Annotated in this window: 13 protein-coding genes; 5 read left to right on the top strand and 8 right to left on the bottom strand. The window is 58.5% G+C overall.

Features of this window, described 5'->3' with window-relative positions:
• The first annotated feature begins 2 nt into the window (after positions 1–2).
• Complete coding sequence (locus IPM54_26710; protein ID MBK9263383.1) at positions 3–1,223, top strand: cytochrome P450; 1,221 nt, start codon at positions 3–5, stop codon at positions 1,221–1,223.
• Here IPM54_26710 and IPM54_26705 read toward each other — a convergent pair.
• The gene (locus IPM54_26705) at positions 1,186–3,264 is read right to left on the bottom strand and encodes a hypothetical protein (GenBank protein ID MBK9263382.1); all 2,079 of its coding nucleotides are present in this window, start codon (positions 3,262–3,264) and stop codon (positions 1,186–1,188) included. The genes IPM54_26710 and IPM54_26705 overlap by 38 nt on opposite strands.
• Before the next feature lie 223 nt (positions 3,265–3,487).
• On the opposite strand from IPM54_26705, the gene IPM54_26700 reads away from it, so the two are divergent.
• Positions 3,488–4,123, top strand: a complete 636-nt coding sequence (locus IPM54_26700) for a response regulator transcription factor (protein MBK9263381.1) — start codon at positions 3,488–3,490, stop codon at positions 4,121–4,123.
• 8 nt (positions 4,124–4,131) lie between these two features.
• Here IPM54_26700 and IPM54_26695 read toward each other — a convergent pair whose 3' ends face one another.
• From IPM54_26695 to IPM54_26685, 3 genes are all read right to left on the bottom strand, one after another.
• A complete protein-coding gene (locus IPM54_26695) occupies positions 4,132–5,259 on the bottom strand; it encodes a hypothetical protein (GenBank protein MBK9263380.1) in 1,128 nt (375 codons plus the stop codon).
• Positions 5,256–7,670: a hypothetical protein gene (locus IPM54_26690; GenBank protein MBK9263379.1), complete on the bottom strand. Its 2,415-nt coding sequence runs from the start codon at positions 7,668–7,670 to the stop codon at positions 5,256–5,258. Before IPM54_26690 ends, IPM54_26695 begins: the two co-directional genes overlap by 4 nt.
• A gap of 69 nt (positions 7,671–7,739) precedes the next feature.
• Positions 7,740–9,170: an O-antigen ligase family protein gene (locus tag IPM54_26685; GenBank protein ID MBK9263378.1), complete on the bottom strand. Its 1,431-nt coding sequence runs from the start codon at positions 9,168–9,170 to the stop codon at positions 7,740–7,742.
• Positions 9,171–9,294: 124 nt separating this feature from the next.
• Between IPM54_26685 and IPM54_26680 the strand changes: the two genes are divergently transcribed.
• Entirely contained in the window at positions 9,295–9,852 is a 558-nt protein-coding gene (locus IPM54_26680) for a polysaccharide biosynthesis/export family protein (GenBank protein MBK9263377.1), read from the top strand.
• A 196-nt stretch (positions 9,853–10,048) separates the two neighbouring features.
• Complete coding sequence (locus IPM54_26675) at positions 10,049–10,687, top strand: hypothetical protein (GenBank protein ID MBK9263376.1); 639 nt, start codon at positions 10,049–10,051, stop codon at positions 10,685–10,687.
• Between the two features lie 18 nt (positions 10,688–10,705).
• On the opposite strand, the gene IPM54_26670 is transcribed toward IPM54_26675, so the two are convergent.
• From IPM54_26670 to def, 3 genes are all read right to left on the bottom strand, one after another.
• Positions 10,706–10,963, bottom strand: coding sequence for a hypothetical protein (locus IPM54_26670; GenBank protein MBK9263375.1), 258 nt, complete (start codon positions 10,961–10,963; stop codon positions 10,706–10,708).
• Complete coding sequence (locus IPM54_26665) at positions 10,960–12,426, bottom strand: VWA domain-containing protein (protein MBK9263374.1); 1,467 nt, start codon at positions 12,424–12,426, stop codon at positions 10,960–10,962. The genes IPM54_26670 and IPM54_26665 overlap by 4 nt, the downstream gene beginning before the upstream one ends.
• Before the next feature lie 190 nt (positions 12,427–12,616).
• Positions 12,617–13,210 carry a peptide deformylase gene (gene def / locus IPM54_26660; GenBank protein MBK9263373.1) on the bottom strand — a complete coding sequence of 198 codons (594 nt, stop codon included), beginning with the start codon at positions 13,208–13,210 and terminating at the stop codon, positions 12,617–12,619.
• A gap of 126 nt (positions 13,211–13,336) precedes the next feature.
• Between def and IPM54_26655 the strand changes: the two genes are divergently transcribed.
• The gene (locus IPM54_26655) at positions 13,337–14,416 is read left to right on the top strand and encodes a teichoic acid biosynthesis protein (protein MBK9263372.1); all 1,080 of its coding nucleotides are present in this window, start codon (positions 13,337–13,339) and stop codon (positions 14,414–14,416) included.
• Positions 14,417–14,431: 15 nt separating this feature from the next.
• Here the strand turns inward: IPM54_26655 and IPM54_26650 are convergent, their stop codons facing one another.
• Positions 14,432–14,698 carry a hypothetical protein gene (locus tag IPM54_26650; protein ID MBK9263371.1) on the bottom strand — a complete coding sequence of 89 codons (267 nt, stop codon included), beginning with the start codon at positions 14,696–14,698 and terminating at the stop codon, positions 14,432–14,434.
• Between the last annotated feature and the right edge of the window lie 248 nt (positions 14,699–14,946).

Here is a 14,946-nt window from a genome sequence, read left to right as displayed (position 1 = left end):
ACATGACCCCCGACTCCGCGCTCGCCTCGTTCGACCCATCTTCTCTTGCCTTCGTCGCCAATCCTTACCCCGTTTATTCGGCACTTCGAGACCTTGGCCCGATTCATTACGACGCTCGCTCCAATTTGTGGCTCATCACGCGCCATGCCGATGTAACCTCACTTTTGCGCGATCGCCGCTTCGGCCGGACGTACCTACACATCGCGACGCATGCCGAAATGGGTCGTCCCGACGAACCGCCCGAGCACGCTCCCTTTTGGCACGTCATCCGCAACGGAATGCTCGACCGGGAACCGCCCGATCACACGCGCCTCCGGAACCTCGTATCGAAAGCCTTTACGCCACGCACCGTCGAACAACTCCGCGGGCGCATTCATGACATCGTCCATGGTCTCGTCGACGTTGCCCTCGACAAACGCGAATTCGATTTTTTGACGACGCTCGCCGAACCATTGCCCGTCACGGTGATCGCCGAATTGCTTGGCATCCCCGAAAATGACCGCCACCAATTGCGACCATGGTCGTCGGACATTTGCGGCATGTACGAATTGCGCCCGTCCGAAGAGACCGCAAAGCGTGCCGTCGCCGCGTGCATCGAATTCGGCGACTATTTGCGGCATCTTTCCCGTGAGCGACGAGCTCATCCACAGAATGACCTCATCAGCGCGCTTGCACAAGTTGCCGATGCAGGCGACAAGTTGACCGAAGACGAGCTCATTGGCACATGCGTCCTGCTGCTCAATGCAGGGCACGAAGCGAGCGTCAATGCGGCAGGCAATGGCTTGTGGGCGCTTTTTCGGCACCCGAAACAGCTTACGCGATTGCGTTCCGATCTTTCGCTCGTTCCGCGCGCTTTCGAGGAGATGCTGCGATACGATACGCCGCTGCAACTTTTTGAAAGGTGGGTGCTGGAGGACGTAGAGATTTGCGGGCTGCGCGTGCCGAAAGGCGCCGAGCTTGGTTTACTCTTTGGTTCGGCCAATCGCGATCCCGAGGTATTCGACGAGCCGGACACATTCGACGTAGCTCGTGACCCGAATCCGCACGTGAGTTTTGGCGCGGGCATTCATTTTTGTCTAGGTGCAGCGCTGGCGCGGCTCGAAGCGCAGATCCTATTCGATACGGTGTTGCGTCGAATGCCACGACTGCAGCTCGTCTCCGAGCCCAAGTGGAAACCTGGCTACATCATTCGAGGCCTCGAAGCGCTTCACGTCCGGGCATAACCTCGATACGCCGCAGCGTCAGCGGCACGAGCGTTCCCGTGCGCGGCGCCGATGCAGCCATGCGCCTGTCGTAAAGCTCGATCGGTATTTCCACCTGCGTGACGACGGGCCCCGGTATCTTCCTACGCAATGCCGCACATGCATCGCCCGCCGGGTCGGTGCTACACGCAAGCCCCTCGTACACGTACAAGCACGCCGGACGCTTTTGCAATACCTCGTCGACCGATTGCTTCGTTTCTCCCGCAATGCCCGGAGCAAATGCAGGCACCACGTCGTACCGACGATGCGGACCGCCGGACGCCACACTTTCGCCAATGCGCGCAAAACGTAGCTCCATCGCTCGATGGTCCGTGCCGACGTATTCGATGACCGTGCATCCATCCGGCACGATGTCTCGCGCTTGCCGAACGAACGCATATTCCTGCATTTCCGAATAATGCAAATCGCGTATCCAATGTCGATGCAAAAATGGCGCGGTTAGAAGCACGAGGCACGCTGCTGCAAGCCCAGCGCGAGCTTTTTGCCATAACTGCGGCACCCCCGCGGCGCCGAGCAGCAAAAACGGCACGACGAGGTGCATGTGGTATCGCGGCTGCATGGCAGGTTCGACGACGAATGCATGCGCCGTGATGAACAGCATGAGCCATCCACAAAGAAAAATGACCAGCCTTTTTTCGCCTCGACGCCACGCAAACACCCCTCCGATCAGGGCAAGCACGGGAAGCACGAGCGGCGTCACGTTCAAGTCCGTCAGGACGAACAGATGCGGCGTAAACATGACGGTCAGGGTTCGTCCCAGCCAACCTAGATCCGCGGCAGCATTGCCCAAGGCAGCTTCGTTCGTCGAAACGAATGACGGCAATGCTGCAATGCCGACCCCTCCTGCGACGACGAGACCAACGATGCGCCGCTTCATGGGCGCCGTTTCCGGGTGAAGGAGCGTTATGGCCGCGACGTAGACGCCGACGAAGAGCATATTGAGCGGCCGCAGCAAATATCCTGGATAAAGCACGAAGGGCATTGCCACGAGCACCAACGCTCGCACGATTTTCGATGGATCGCGCAGCCACGCGTGGATGAGCGCAAAAGCGAGCGACGTGAGCACGAGCGACGGCACGAACGCGTCTTCACAGCGCGAAAAACGTATGTGCTGCGGCAAAAACGCCAAAACAAACGACGCTGCAATGCCAGCTCGCGGATCGCGCAGCAAATACGTCGCATGGGAGAACAGAACGAGCGGCATGGCGGCCGCATAAGCAAAATTCGTCCATCCCATGACGTCTGTCAAGTAAAACGTTTGCCCGTACTTCGTCGATAACGCAGCAAGCCCTGGACCTTCGAAGACCGCTCGTACATTCGGCCACACGCGACTCCAAGGCCACGCTCCCAAAAGAGCAGGTGGCGCAAATTCGAGGCGCACGACGATTCCCAGCAGCACAATTGCAGGCAATGCAACACGCATCCATCGCGGAGCTTCTTTGAGAAGGCGCGCGGCCAGCAAAATCCCCAATGTCCAAATGAGCCCAATACCTAAAATGCCATCGATTGCAAACTTGGAAATCGCAATGCCCGCTTTCGGTCCCGTCGGCGTGCGAGCTGCGACGCCTGTCGGTTCGCTCGTTTTTCGCTGATCCTGCACGGGAGCTTCCCAAAACCCGCCCGTGTCGTGTTTATCCACGGTCTCGAAAAGCACGCCCACTGCTTTGTCGCTCGATGGATTCCGCGAGGACGAACGCACGAGGGCAAAGCTTTGTGAGTGGTCCGGTACGTCCGGAGCATCCTCTGGATGCACCAATGTAAAACGTTCTTCCCGTCCATTCGATTCGCGCAGACCTACGACGATTTGTTTTGCTTCAATCGAGACGGACCATAACCTCCACCCGCCCTCGACGCTCGAACCGAGGCTGAATGGAGCAAATAGCGCGAGGACGTCTTTCTCCCGTCCTGCGCGGAGCACGTGCGGTCCCGCAAGCGCCTCGAAGCTCACGAGCATCAGCGCAAAGGCGAAAAATATGAGGAAATAGCGATTCCGCCGAGCCAAGAATTGCAGCGTATCGCAGCGGTAGGCCGTTCGTCAAGGCGTCTCGGTAAAAGATGGGTAGGCGCTCGAGAAGCGAGCGTTCAGATTCCCGTCCCGGCTTTCAAATACCCAAATCGTCACGGTCGAACAGGGGTTTTTCCACGTATCCAGGTGAAACCTTAATCGATTTTCGGGTTTTTCGTGCCGCCTTCCGTGCGGTATGGGTGTGCGCAGGGGGAAAACCATGAAACTTTTGCTCGTCGATGATCAAAACGTCGTGAGAGAGTCGCTCGCCAAAGCTTTGCGTGACGAGCCAGACGTCACGCTCGTCGTCGAGGCGGAGAGCGCCAAAGACGCGCTTGCGCAGAAGAACAAGCAATCGTTCGACGTCGTCGTGATTGAACTGTCGCTCGCCGATCGTTGCGGCATCGAGCTCATCCGCCAGCTCAAGTCCTACGGAGAATCTCGAGTGCTCGTGCTCTCCACGTTTCGAGACGAGTTCCGTGTCGGCGAAGCGATGCGCGCCGGTGCCGACGGCTATCTATCCAAGCGCTGCCGCATGAAGGAGCTCGCTGAAGCAATTCGCACGGTGGCCAAAGGGCGAACTGCTGTATCTTCGGACGTGAGCGCAGCGATGGTGCGTGCTCTGCAACGACGTGAAAGCACTCGCGGCGACATGGTCGCATCGCTCAGTGAACGAGAACGACAAGTGTTGCGCCTGCTCGCGATGGGCAGCTCGGCAAAAGAAGTCGCTGCACATTTGGCAATCAGTGTCAAGACCGTCGAAACGCATCGAGCACGATTGTGCGCAAAGGTCGCGACCCATAGCGTCGCTGACTTGACCCGCCTCGCAGTTCGCGCTGGACTGATCGATATCTGAACGAATACTCATGCCGGACGCGCGCGCGGCGCGGGCGGAATCTCATAATCGCGATATTGGGACGGATCTCCGACTTTTCCGTCCATTGCGGCGCGAGCGATGTTGAACATTTCGCGTGCCGTCACGTAGTGGTATCGAAACCCGGCGCGCTTCGACCACCACGACAAAGATTCGTGAAACCGGCGTTGAGGCCACCCGAGAAGACTCGACGCCTCACGCTCGGGCGCACCGTGCGTCGACAATTTCACGAAGACCCATTCCGGCCTGTCACGGACGGAAATGCCTTGACTTGCCCACGTCTTGAATCTTTCGAGCGTCGCGGGATCTCGGGCCGTGAGGGCTCCAGCATCGATGCGCACGGGCAAACCCTGCCCTTGCCGCCTGCAAAGCGCTAGCGGCCCCTGCACGCAGAAAAGGCGCGCCTTTGGCCCGTCACCTGCCCGCACCGGCTCCCCTCGTTCATGCGCCCGCCTTTGCTTTACGTCCCCGCTCGGATAATACATGCGATTGACGATGCGTGGTTGCGTCGGATCCGGCGCGGATGGAAACGTAAAGTCCGCATAACATCCGAGGTGATATAGCAAATCGAGCTCGTCGTCGACACCGCAATGAGCGCCGTCGGCTCGAGAGTTGGCCAAACACCAATTGCCGTGAATGAATGCCCAACGCGGCTCTCCGCGCACATGTGGGACGAGCCCGTGTTCGTTCAAATTGTCGACGGTGCATTCGAGCTTTTCCGAAAGCGTCGCGCGCGTGTCTCGATCGTGATGCAGGTGCACCTCCACATCCGCCAGGCCCATTGCAACGAGCTCCGCGAGTGGTTCGACGAGCCGGTGATCATATTGGTCGCCCGGATAGAAGAACGTATGCCGAGGTGGCCTGCCCGAGCTGTCGCGTAGGTTTGCGGCAAATACAGGATAACGCTCGCGCCATGTTGAAACACGCTGACGACTGACGAATTCTGGAGCTTGTCCGGGCGCGTTGCGCATTCCCGTCCACCCAGGCTCGAAATGATCACATATGGCAATGAGCACGTGTTCGGGATTGCGCGAATTGTTGAATACCGCCCGATCGAGCTTCGCCACGGCTCGATCAAAGGCCCAATCGAGCATCCAAGGCGCGATTTTGTTCATCATGATTGCCTCGATGGTGTATCGTTGAGCACCACGCCAAAGAGTCTCCGTTCGCCGAGTTGGCGCACGGAGTTCATTACATTGCTTCCGCTCGTCACGCCGGCTCGCGCAATGAGCACGACGGCATCCGATACTTCCTCGAGCACGTTGGCGTCACCGGCGTCGAGCACGGAGCAACCATCGAGCACCACGTAATCGTAGGCTTCTTTCAAGGATTGAATGACGGCGCGGAACCACATCGAATGTAGTGCTGCTGGAAATGCGCATTCCTCGGCGGATTCCGCGAGCGCATACACCGACGGGCCGATGCGCACGACGCTCCATGGACCAGCATGTCCGCCCATGCGCTTGCGAATTTGCATGGTCAAACCCAATTCATCGGGCAACCTCAGCCCCAGCGTTGCTGCGAGTTTCGGCCGCGCCAGATTGCCTTCCACGATGACCACCCGCGCTCGTTCGGATTCGGCAAGCGTCAGCGCGAGGCGTGCTGCAATGGTCGTTTTTCCTTCGCCTTCCCCCGCGCTTTGCACGCTCACGACCAGCGAATCGTCGGCTCGACGTTGTTCCAATCGATGACGCAAAACGCGCAGCGCTCCCATGACGCGCGCTGGCGAAGCGCGCACCAATTCGTCCGCTGGCGCGTGCGATGGCTCGAACGGTACGCCAATGACGACCACATCGGGCGTCTCGTGCTCAACGTACGAATATAGCGCGCTCGACGGAAGCGAAATCGGAGGTGCGAGCGACGTCTCGGTCGGTTTCGCGACGACGGCCAACACGTGCCTCGCAGGCATTTCGTCGATTGGTTCGGATAACGTTTCTTCCGGTCCGCGCGGTGGTTCGGATCGTATTTCCGTATTCGACGATAGATTCGTGCGTACTTTCGGACGAAATCGCGGCAACGATTCGGGCATGTGTGGCACGGAAACGAGCAGTGGCGGATGGCCCAGCGCAATGACGTCTCCTTCGTCGAAAAGGGTATCGCACAAGAGCACCCGTGCGCCGGCGTAACCCAATGCGAGAAATATGGCGACGAGCGATCCGGCCAGGAAAACCCGCGCGCGGCCGCTTTCGGGGTGAACGGGCAAATAGGCCGGATCGGACACGAGCAGCGATTCCTGAACTTCCCGCTCCGCCGAGGTTGCCAAAAGACGCGCCGCTCGCTCCTTGTCTTCGGCTTTGCGAAATGCATCCCTGGCTCGTTCCAAATCGAGGCGCAGTTTGTGCCATTCCGTCTCGAGGTCGACGCGGTCCGGTTTGTCGACTTTGATTGTGGGCGTACTGCTGGCCGGCGTATCCGCTTTTCTTAGTCCTGCGCGCCGAGCAGCAATTTGTGCCACGAGCGATTTGCGTTGCTCTTGCAGCTCTGCACGACGTGCGGGACTGAGCGATGCATTCTCGGCAGGTGGCGGCGGAGAACCGGAAATGGATTTCGTGAGATTGGCTTCGGCGGCCGCGAGCGCTGCGCGGGCCCGGTCTACGCGTGATTGCGCAACCATTGCATCCGGATGCGCTGGGGTGACTTTGCGTAATTTTTGTTCGAGGTCCGCTTCGGCCGCGGCGAGTGCTGCGGCGGCGGTATCGCGTTGCTTTTGCGCTTCGCTCGCCGTTGGCATGACGGGTATCGTCGTGACGTCGGCCCCCGCGAGCTCGGCATCCACGGCGCGCAATTGTTCGACGAGCTGGCCGAGCACGCTATCGTGCATCGGTTTTTCTTTCTTTTCGCGCGATCCGCTCGATTGTGGCTCTTGGCCCGTGCCGAGTTGTTGTCCGGTGGCGTAGGGAGAATCGCCCAAACCCCACGTGAATTGAGGATGCTGCGCCAAAAAGCTCGCCAGCGCGCGGCTCGTCTCTTCGACGTGTTTCTGCGCCGATTCCGTTTCGGTTCGCAAAAGGTCGTGTGTCGTGAGCGCCGAATCCAGGTTGTCGGACGTGTAATCGGCGATCATCGCTTCGGCCAGTCGAGTCGTCACGGCTCGAGCCGTTTCCGGATTTTCGTGCGCAAATGAAAGTGCGAACGTGTCTTGACCCCTCGTTCGAAACGAAATGTTTTTTTGCATTTCCTCCAATGCGTCGAACATGGACTTCTCGACCAGCTTCGGATAAAGGCCGTATTGTTCGACGATGGATTGCAGCCGGGAGCGCGAATAGACGTATTCTTTGAGCCGTGGGCCCATCCGAGCGGCGCGTTGCATAGGACTTTCTTCTCGGCCCGTTCGTACGGCATCGCGATACACCACGGTCGTTTCACTGCGATAAACGCGTTTCTTCGTGAGCGCCAAAACGAGTGCCAGAACCATGAAGGCGAAAGCAATGGCGGCCGTGCTTCGAGCATACTTGCGCGACCGCTTCATGAGCACGACGAATCGTTCGAGCCGCTCTTTGGGTGTACTCTGCGTATTCGAGCTCGTCATCCGTCCCCCTTCGAGCGTCACTTGTTTCCGCGTGAGTCAAGCCGGCAATGAACCGAGGCAAAAATCGTGTCAACCCAGGATGCGTACGGCAGCATAGACGAATGGCAGCAAGGCAAGCGCAAAGCATACGACAATGGCGACTTCGCGCGCCCCGAGCGTGACGTGCACGCGCGGATTTTCAGCGCGCGCCGCTTGATAAAGGGCTGCCGACAAACCGAGCAGCACATACAAGACCTCCTTGTACGTCCACGAAAGAAAGAAAATGCCCACGCACGCTCCGCTCAGCGCAATGGCGATTGCCGGGGACAAACCCCGAAGCTTCGGACTCAGCTCGTGTTCGCCAAACCATAAGCAAAGCGGTACTTTTATGCCCGCATAAAGCATGAGCGTGAAAAGAGAAATTCCAACGAGTCCCGTTTCGGATGCAGCGAGCAGGTAACTGTTGTGGGCGGTGAGCCCCGTCGTCGATTCTGGCGCAAATCGACCCATACCGACGCCGATTCCGTAACTTTGGCGAATCATGGAAAATGCATCCGCCATGAGATCGAGGCGCTCGTGTGACGACGCGTCGGCATCCGCCCCATCTCGACCGCCGAACATGAGCACGGGTGGCAGCAATATGCACCCGAGAACGACGCCCCACGTGCCCGCTCGTCGAAGAAGAGCCACCCCCAAAACGATCAAAAAGACGAGCACGCCCATGCGCGATTGCGACAGCACGATCATCCAGCCGATCGTTGCGATCGCGGCGAGCACGGCAGCAGTGCGAAAAATGCGGCCCAGAATGTTCTCAGTGGCATTGGATGTCGAACCAGGGCTGCCGTCTTTGCGGGACCTCGACCTTCGTCCTGAAAGCGCGAGAGCAAAAGGTAGGGCGACGGCAGCCGCGAGCGACAACTCATTGGGATCTGCAAGCGTTCCGCGATAACGAACTCGTCCACCAATCGTCGACGTTCCGAACGGCCCCATGCGTTCACAGCGATAGTTGGCATTCCAAACCGGCGGATCTTTGCGACAGTCGAGTGACGTTTCACAAGACCGCCCATCGTGCTCGAGCATGCCTTTTGCGCCCCAATCGGTCGGATCGGCCATCATGCATCCGAGCGGGCCGTCCGCTTGCAGGATGGCAACCACCGAAGCGAACAGCGTCGACAGGAGAAACACGGTGCCTACGTGATTCGCTCCTTTGTTGGTCCCCGACAAGAATGCGACGGCGCCGAAAACGCAAAAAACGACGCCGAACGTCGCGACTTCTTGCCAGAACGTCTGTGGGCTTCGTACGAACGTCACGAAGGCGGCCCAGACGAAAAATGCAATGGCAATGGGCACGTGCGGGGCTATGGACAGCTTGAGTTTTCCAAGGACGAGGTCGGCGGCGCCTGCGACGAGACACAGGACGAAAAAAATATGCACGATGGGCACGCCGGCGAGAATCGGAACGAATTCTTGCGGCTTTAGCAGAACGAGCGCGCAGAGCACGCACACCATCGGTGCAGCCATTTTGATGGCTAATCTAGCAGTGCGTGGCGCATGCGCATGTCGGATCACCATTTGCCTCTCGGGCCGCGGAGTATTCATGCGTCGAATTGGTATCGTTCAGGACGTGGCTTTGGCGGCCGCGCTCATGGCTCTCTTGCTTCCCGCATGCGGCAGCGCGCGGCCTCAATACGATTACGTGCAGGAATTGCGCGCGATGAAAACCTACTCGGTCGGCCCCGGTGATGTGCTCGAAGTGCGCGTTTGGCACAACGACCAGTTGAGTCGTCGTGTGACGGTTCGTCCCGACGGTTTCATTACGTTGCCGCTCGTTGGTGACATTGCGTGCGGCGGAAACACCGTCGAACAAATCGCCGCGGACATTGCTGCGAAAGGCGTGACGTTCTACACGGATCCGCTCGTCGTATCCGTCGAAGTCGCGGAGCTGCACAGCTACCGCATTTATGTGCTCGGCGAAGTCGCTCGACCCGGCGAATTCACCCCCACCGGACAAGTCACCGTGCTGCAGGCCATTGCATTGGCTGGAGGTTTTACCAGGTTCGCCGCGCCCGATGAAATCATCATCGTCCGCAAAGACACCCGTGGCGAGCGCCGAATACCATTTTCATATTCGTTCGTCGTACGCGAAGGCGATTTGCGTGAAAACCTGCCCCTCATGACCAACGACACGGTCATCATCCCTTGACGTGTAAACTTCACTTCGCGCCGTTCGCTGCGTATTCGGACGTGTAACCATCTATGCAGCGACGTGGATGGGCCATCGCACCTGGCCGCTCGATGGAGCATTTTTCCAGCACATAATTGCTCCGTCCTGCATATTGCGTAACGGAGTTTTTTTTGCGATGATGCGCCGACGTGGCGTTGTCTTAGGGAGGTGGCGCATGCTTTCGCAATACAAGGGGATGGATTTTCGCGCTCTTTTGGGGCTCGTCGTGATTTTCGGCGCGTGCGGCTATGAACCTCCGTCCGCAGGAGGTACGAGCAGCAGCAGTTCGTCGTCGAGCGGCATGGGCGGCGACGGAGGCACCGAGGCGTCGAGCAGCTCCAGCTCGTCCGGCATGGGCGGCATGGGTTTGGTTGGCGGTGAAGGTGGAGTTGGCATTGGTGGGGTTGGTGGCGTCGGTGGTGGACTGGCGGGTGCTGGTGGCGGCAACAGCGCAGGCGGAAGTGGAGGTATGGGAGGCGGCGGCGGTGGGCAATCGGGACCTCTGGTGGAGACTTGTGATCCCAAAGAGCCCTGCGAGACTTCGGGGCTTACCGTTTGTTGTATTGCCGACGAACCTGACGCCGATGGCCTCTGTCACAATGCAGAATTTTGTCCGCGTCCTGGCGTGTTTGCCCTCAAGTGCGACGACGCTGCAGATTGCGGCAAGGGCGAGCGCTGCTGCCTACAAGGCGAACGCGCGGAATGCAAATCACAGTGCCTTGGAAAATGGGTTTGCAAGACGCCAGTGGATTGCCCTGCACTGGAGACATGCACCGCGACGTCCGGGCCGTTGTCCTATTGTGAACAACAGTAATGGTTGAATGCGCCCCGACTACTCGCATTCCCGGTACGTTTCACCGAGCGTACACCATGCGGATTCGCACGCCGCCTGATCTCCGCTCGTCTCCAATTTCTTCGCGGCCTTGCAGCTTTGCGCATCCGCGCATGATCCACTTTCGCCACACGTGAGCTTTACGAGCTCGGCGCACGAAAATTCACTTGGGCAGGTTCGCTGCTCGTCGCACCCGAGCGCGGCTGAGCCGAAAAGCACGACCAGGACAAACCATTTTGTCATCGCATGGATGCTCACGGCGCGCCTCCGGACAAACCGAGATTCGATTTCAGCTTCTGTAGCAGTGCGATTTCCCGTTTCAGGTTCGGGTCATTCAGCGTCGAATCGGCATCGGTGAGCGCAGCAATGACCTTGTCGAGGCGCGCCATCGCGTCGGTCGGGTCAAATGACCCAGTGTGATACGCTTCGCACACCGTTTTCATCACCAAGTATTGGTTTGTCACAGCAACCGTACGCTTCATCGAGGCGTTCGGATAAAGCGCTTCGGTCGCCAAGGGAGGCGTGACGAAGGGCAGCGTCATCGGCAGCGTGTCCATTTCGACCACTCCTTCCGGCGTTTCGTAACTCAAATCGACCGACCCGATGTCGTACATGGATCCATTCGTGAGTGATTCCACGTTCGTCCCGTCAAACCTGAGCACGATGCCGCCTTTACGTTTGCTCAGAAAAACCGTGGTCACATCGATCAGTGCGCCATTTACGTGATCTTCCGCTCCAGGCACGCCATACACCGTCGCGAGCGCTGTACCTTCCGCAGCTTTCGTGGAAACGCGCAAGTCGTAAGCGAGCGGCGTCACGAGAAAGTCCAATTCTTCTTCGAAGATTTGTTTCACGTCTTTGGGGCCCACGAACCGGTAATTCCCGCCTCGCAGGTGTGAAATCTGATCGACGAATGCGGCATCGAAGCTCGCCCCGAAACCGAAGAACGTAAATCCGATGTCGTGCGCGGCCGCCGCCTTGACCATTGATTGAAAACTTCCCACGTCGGTCGCGCCGACGTTGGGCATCGCGTCGGTGAACACCATCAGCCGCGACAACGTTTTTGGATCCACGAAATCGTCGATTTCGCCATATCCGAGCATCATGCCTTCCTCGAGCGACGTCGACCCGCCCGTCGCCAAATCATCGATCGCGGAATGCAGCTCATCCTTGTCGGAGACGAGCGTCGAGGAAATGATCGTATTGGCGCTCGAAGCAAATTCGATGATGGCGACGCGATCATCGGGCCTCAAATTGTCGACGAGCGTGCGTAATGCCGCCTTGAGCTCATCGAGCAGTCCGCTCATCGAACCGCTCGTGTCGATGACGATGCCCAGATTGAGCGGTTTGCGCTTGAATTCGGTCGCGCTGATGCTGCTTTGCATGCCGAGCTGCACGAAGATGTCGCGCTTTTCGTCGTCGATCCCGAATTCGAGGCCCGCGGCGGTGTTCACGCAGAGCGTTTTGCCGCATGGAGGCGCATTGGCGATGACCAGGTCGTGCTCGGAATAAAGCCCCTCCGGCGTGAAATCCTCTGCAGTCGGTATGCCGCCGCCGTTGATGACCGCGCGCGCTTTTCCAATGTCTTGCGCTCCGCCGGGGGTGGCTCCGAGCGTGCTATCGAACGCCCCGTAACTCGCGTCTCCACAAGCATTTACTGCGAATAGCAGCAAAGCCGGAGCGACGACCGATCGCAAGCGATTCCAAATTCGCGTGAGCATGGTTGTCTCCAAGAAAGAAAAAGGACCGCGGAACGAATCCGCGTTCGAATTTTTGCCCAGCCGTCGAGACATGTCAAGCAATCGCGTCGTGGGTCACGATACATGTGACACATTTCGGCTGGAGAACGTGGTGGTGTGGCACCCGAGATGCAAGTTGCCCCGCCAGACCAGAAGCGCGCACTCGTCCCAATTACTCGATCCCGAACGCCCGTTTCACGTCGTCCACCGGAAGGTCCAGCCATTTCGCGGCCATGTCTTCATTGCAGCAAAACGACCGCGACAGCATTTTGTCAATGTACAGCACGCCATTCAAATGGTCGACTTCGTGCTGCATGATGCGAGCTCCCCAGCCGCGCATTTCGCGACGTAATGGTTTGCCCTCGGCGTCGTACCCCGTCACTTCGACCTCGAGATGCCGCTCCACCATGGCCATGTAGCCTTGCACGGACAAACACCCCTCGAAAAACGTTGCCTTTTCATCGCCGAGCACGCGTACTTGCGGATTGAACACGACCATCAAAGGAAATGGCGTTCGTCCGCGTTCTGCGCGTTGGTCTTTCGTCAATTTCGACATGCGTTGTTCGTTGTCTTCGAGCACGATCACCGACAAACCCACGCCAATCTGCGGAGCCGCGAGTCCCACGCCTGGGGCGGTGCGCATCACGTCCACCATGTTCCGAACGAGCGACCGCATCTCGGCGCTCGTGATGGCTTTCGGATCGACTTCCGCTGCGCGAGCGCGTAGAACGATGTTACCTGCTTGTACGATGGCTGGTTTCGGCATGATTTTTGGCCATCGTAGATCCAAGTTTGGCTTGTCGCACGCTCGATCTCGTCCTCATACAAATCTCGGGTGTGCCCGCGATTCCATGCTCGACCAAACTTGCACGAATCGCTACACTGCCGGCCCATGAAGATTCTCTACGGTGTCGTTGGGGAGGGTATGGGCCACGCGATGCGTTCGCGCGTGGTGCTGGAACACTTGGTTGCCGAAGGGCACGAAGTGGAGATCATGGCGTCGGGGCGGGCGGTGGAATTTCTGCAGCGCCGCTTCGAGGCGGTGAATCGAATTCATGGGCTGCACATCATCTACGAGGACAACCGGGTTCGTCGTGGAAAAACGCTTTTATCGAACGTAGCGCAAAGTGCGACCGGTTTGCCGAAAAACATTGCCGCCTATTTTGAGCTGATTCGCGAATTCCGCCCCGAAGTCGTCATCAGCGATTTTGAGTCGTGGACCTATCTTTTTGCCAAGACCCACGGTTTGCCCATCATTTCCGTGGACAACATGCAAATCATCAATCGCTGCACGCATGATGCGGAAATCATTGGTGATCACGAAGCGGACTTCACCTTTACGCGCCTGTTCATCAAGAGCAAGCTCCCCTTTTGCAACCATTACGTGATCACGAGCTTTTTCCGGCCGCCGATTCGCAAGCAAAAAACCACGCTTTGCCCACCCATTTTGCGTCCCGAAATTCTCGAAGCAACACGCAGCGAAGGCGACCACCTGCTCGTCTACCAAACCGCCGAAGGTAATGAAGCGCTCGTCGAGACGCTCGGAAAAACCGGCTTGCCTTGCCGGATTTATGGCATGCGCCGCGGGATCACCGAAGATCAGGTCGAGGGAAATCTTTGTTATCGGCCGTTCAGCGAGGAAAGGTTCATCGCGGACCTCGCGTCGGCCAAAGGCGTCATTGCGGGCGGCGGTTTTACGCTGATGGGCGAAGCCGTGTATTTGCGCAAGCCAATGCTCGCCGTACCGGTGGGGCGCCAATTCGAGCAGGTGCTCAATGCTCGATATTTGCAGCGCGAAGGCTTTGGCCGAGCTGCGGAATCGCTCGCGGATCCGCAAGCGGTGTGGGATTTCATCAAGGCCATCCCGGAATGCAAGCGAAATCTCGAGCGGTATTCCCAAGACGGCAATGAAGATTTGTTCCGCACGCTGGATGAATTGCTCGATCGCGCCGCTGCCGGGGTCTTGGATTAATCAAAACGCTGCTCGTCACTTCTTCGGCGTGCACGCCTTGATATTCGAGCCGGAAACGCCATTGCAGTCCTCCGTCGCCGCACACTCGCTTGCGTCATTGCAAACTTTCAAACACACGGGCTCGGTTTCATCGGTGCCCTTCAGGTCACAGATGGCATCGTCGACGCATTCGTCTTGCGAGCCACGCGTTTCGCACGCTTCGCCAATCTCGGCTCCGCCGCATGCGGGCAAGAGGCCTCCGAGACAAATGAGCAGCGGTGCAACGAGCGAATATTTCAACATGGATGTCTCCTTTGCGCCAACGCTAGACAATCTCGACGCCGCTGACGAGCCCATTCGTGCGATCGCCCGGGCGCGGCCGATCCTAGCCTCGCGTTCGCTTGGCCGAACCGCCTGACCGAAATTTCCTGACAACGACGTTCTGACGCAATGCGAGGGTTCCCGTGCGGCCGGTGGTGTTTGCTACATAAAAGCCAAACTGTCGCGGCGAGCTCGGCTGGAAAGCGCGATCAAAAGTTTCCTCTCGGCAG

This window comes from Polyangiaceae bacterium (assembly GCA_016715885.1).
Lineage (GTDB): Bacteria > Myxococcota_A > Polyangia > Polyangiales > Polyangiaceae > Polyangium.
This window is presented reverse-complemented; position numbering and strand designations above follow the sequence as displayed.

What these genes read in the sequence shown, in the direction of transcription:
- IPM54_26685 (MBK9263378.1), bottom strand. Translation starts at nt 9,170, where the DNA reads ATGGCTGCACCGATGGTGTGCGTGCTCTGCGCGCTCGTTCTGCTAAAG.
- IPM54_26680 (MBK9263377.1), top strand. Translation starts at nt 9,295, where the DNA reads ATGGCTCTCTTGCTTCCCGCATGCGGCAGCGCGCGGCCTCAATACGAT.
- IPM54_26650 (MBK9263371.1), bottom strand. Translation starts at nt 14,698, where the DNA reads ATGTTGAAATATTCGCTCGTTGCACCGCTGCTCATTTGTCTCGGAGGC.
- def (MBK9263373.1), bottom strand. Translation starts at nt 13,210, where the DNA reads ATGCCGAAACCAGCCATCGTACAAGCAGGTAACATCGTTCTACGCGCT.
- IPM54_26655 (MBK9263372.1), top strand. Translation starts at nt 13,337, where the DNA reads ATGAAGATTCTCTACGGTGTCGTTGGGGAGGGTATGGGCCACGCGATG.
- IPM54_26710 (MBK9263383.1), top strand. Translation starts at nt 3, where the DNA reads ATGACCCCCGACTCCGCGCTCGCCTCGTTCGACCCATCTTCTCTTGCC.
- IPM54_26675 (MBK9263376.1), top strand. Translation starts at nt 10,049, where the DNA reads ATGCTTTCGCAATACAAGGGGATGGATTTTCGCGCTCTTTTGGGGCTC.
- IPM54_26695 (MBK9263380.1), bottom strand. Translation starts at nt 5,259, where the DNA reads ATGATGAACAAAATCGCGCCTTGGATGCTCGATTGGGCCTTTGATCGA.
- IPM54_26690 (MBK9263379.1), bottom strand. Translation starts at nt 7,670, where the DNA reads ATGACGAGCTCGAATACGCAGAGTACACCCAAAGAGCGGCTCGAACGA.
- IPM54_26700 (MBK9263381.1), top strand. Translation starts at nt 3,488, where the DNA reads ATGAAACTTTTGCTCGTCGATGATCAAAACGTCGTGAGAGAGTCGCTC.
- IPM54_26665 (MBK9263374.1), bottom strand. Translation starts at nt 12,426, where the DNA reads ATGCTCACGCGAATTTGGAATCGCTTGCGATCGGTCGTCGCTCCGGCT.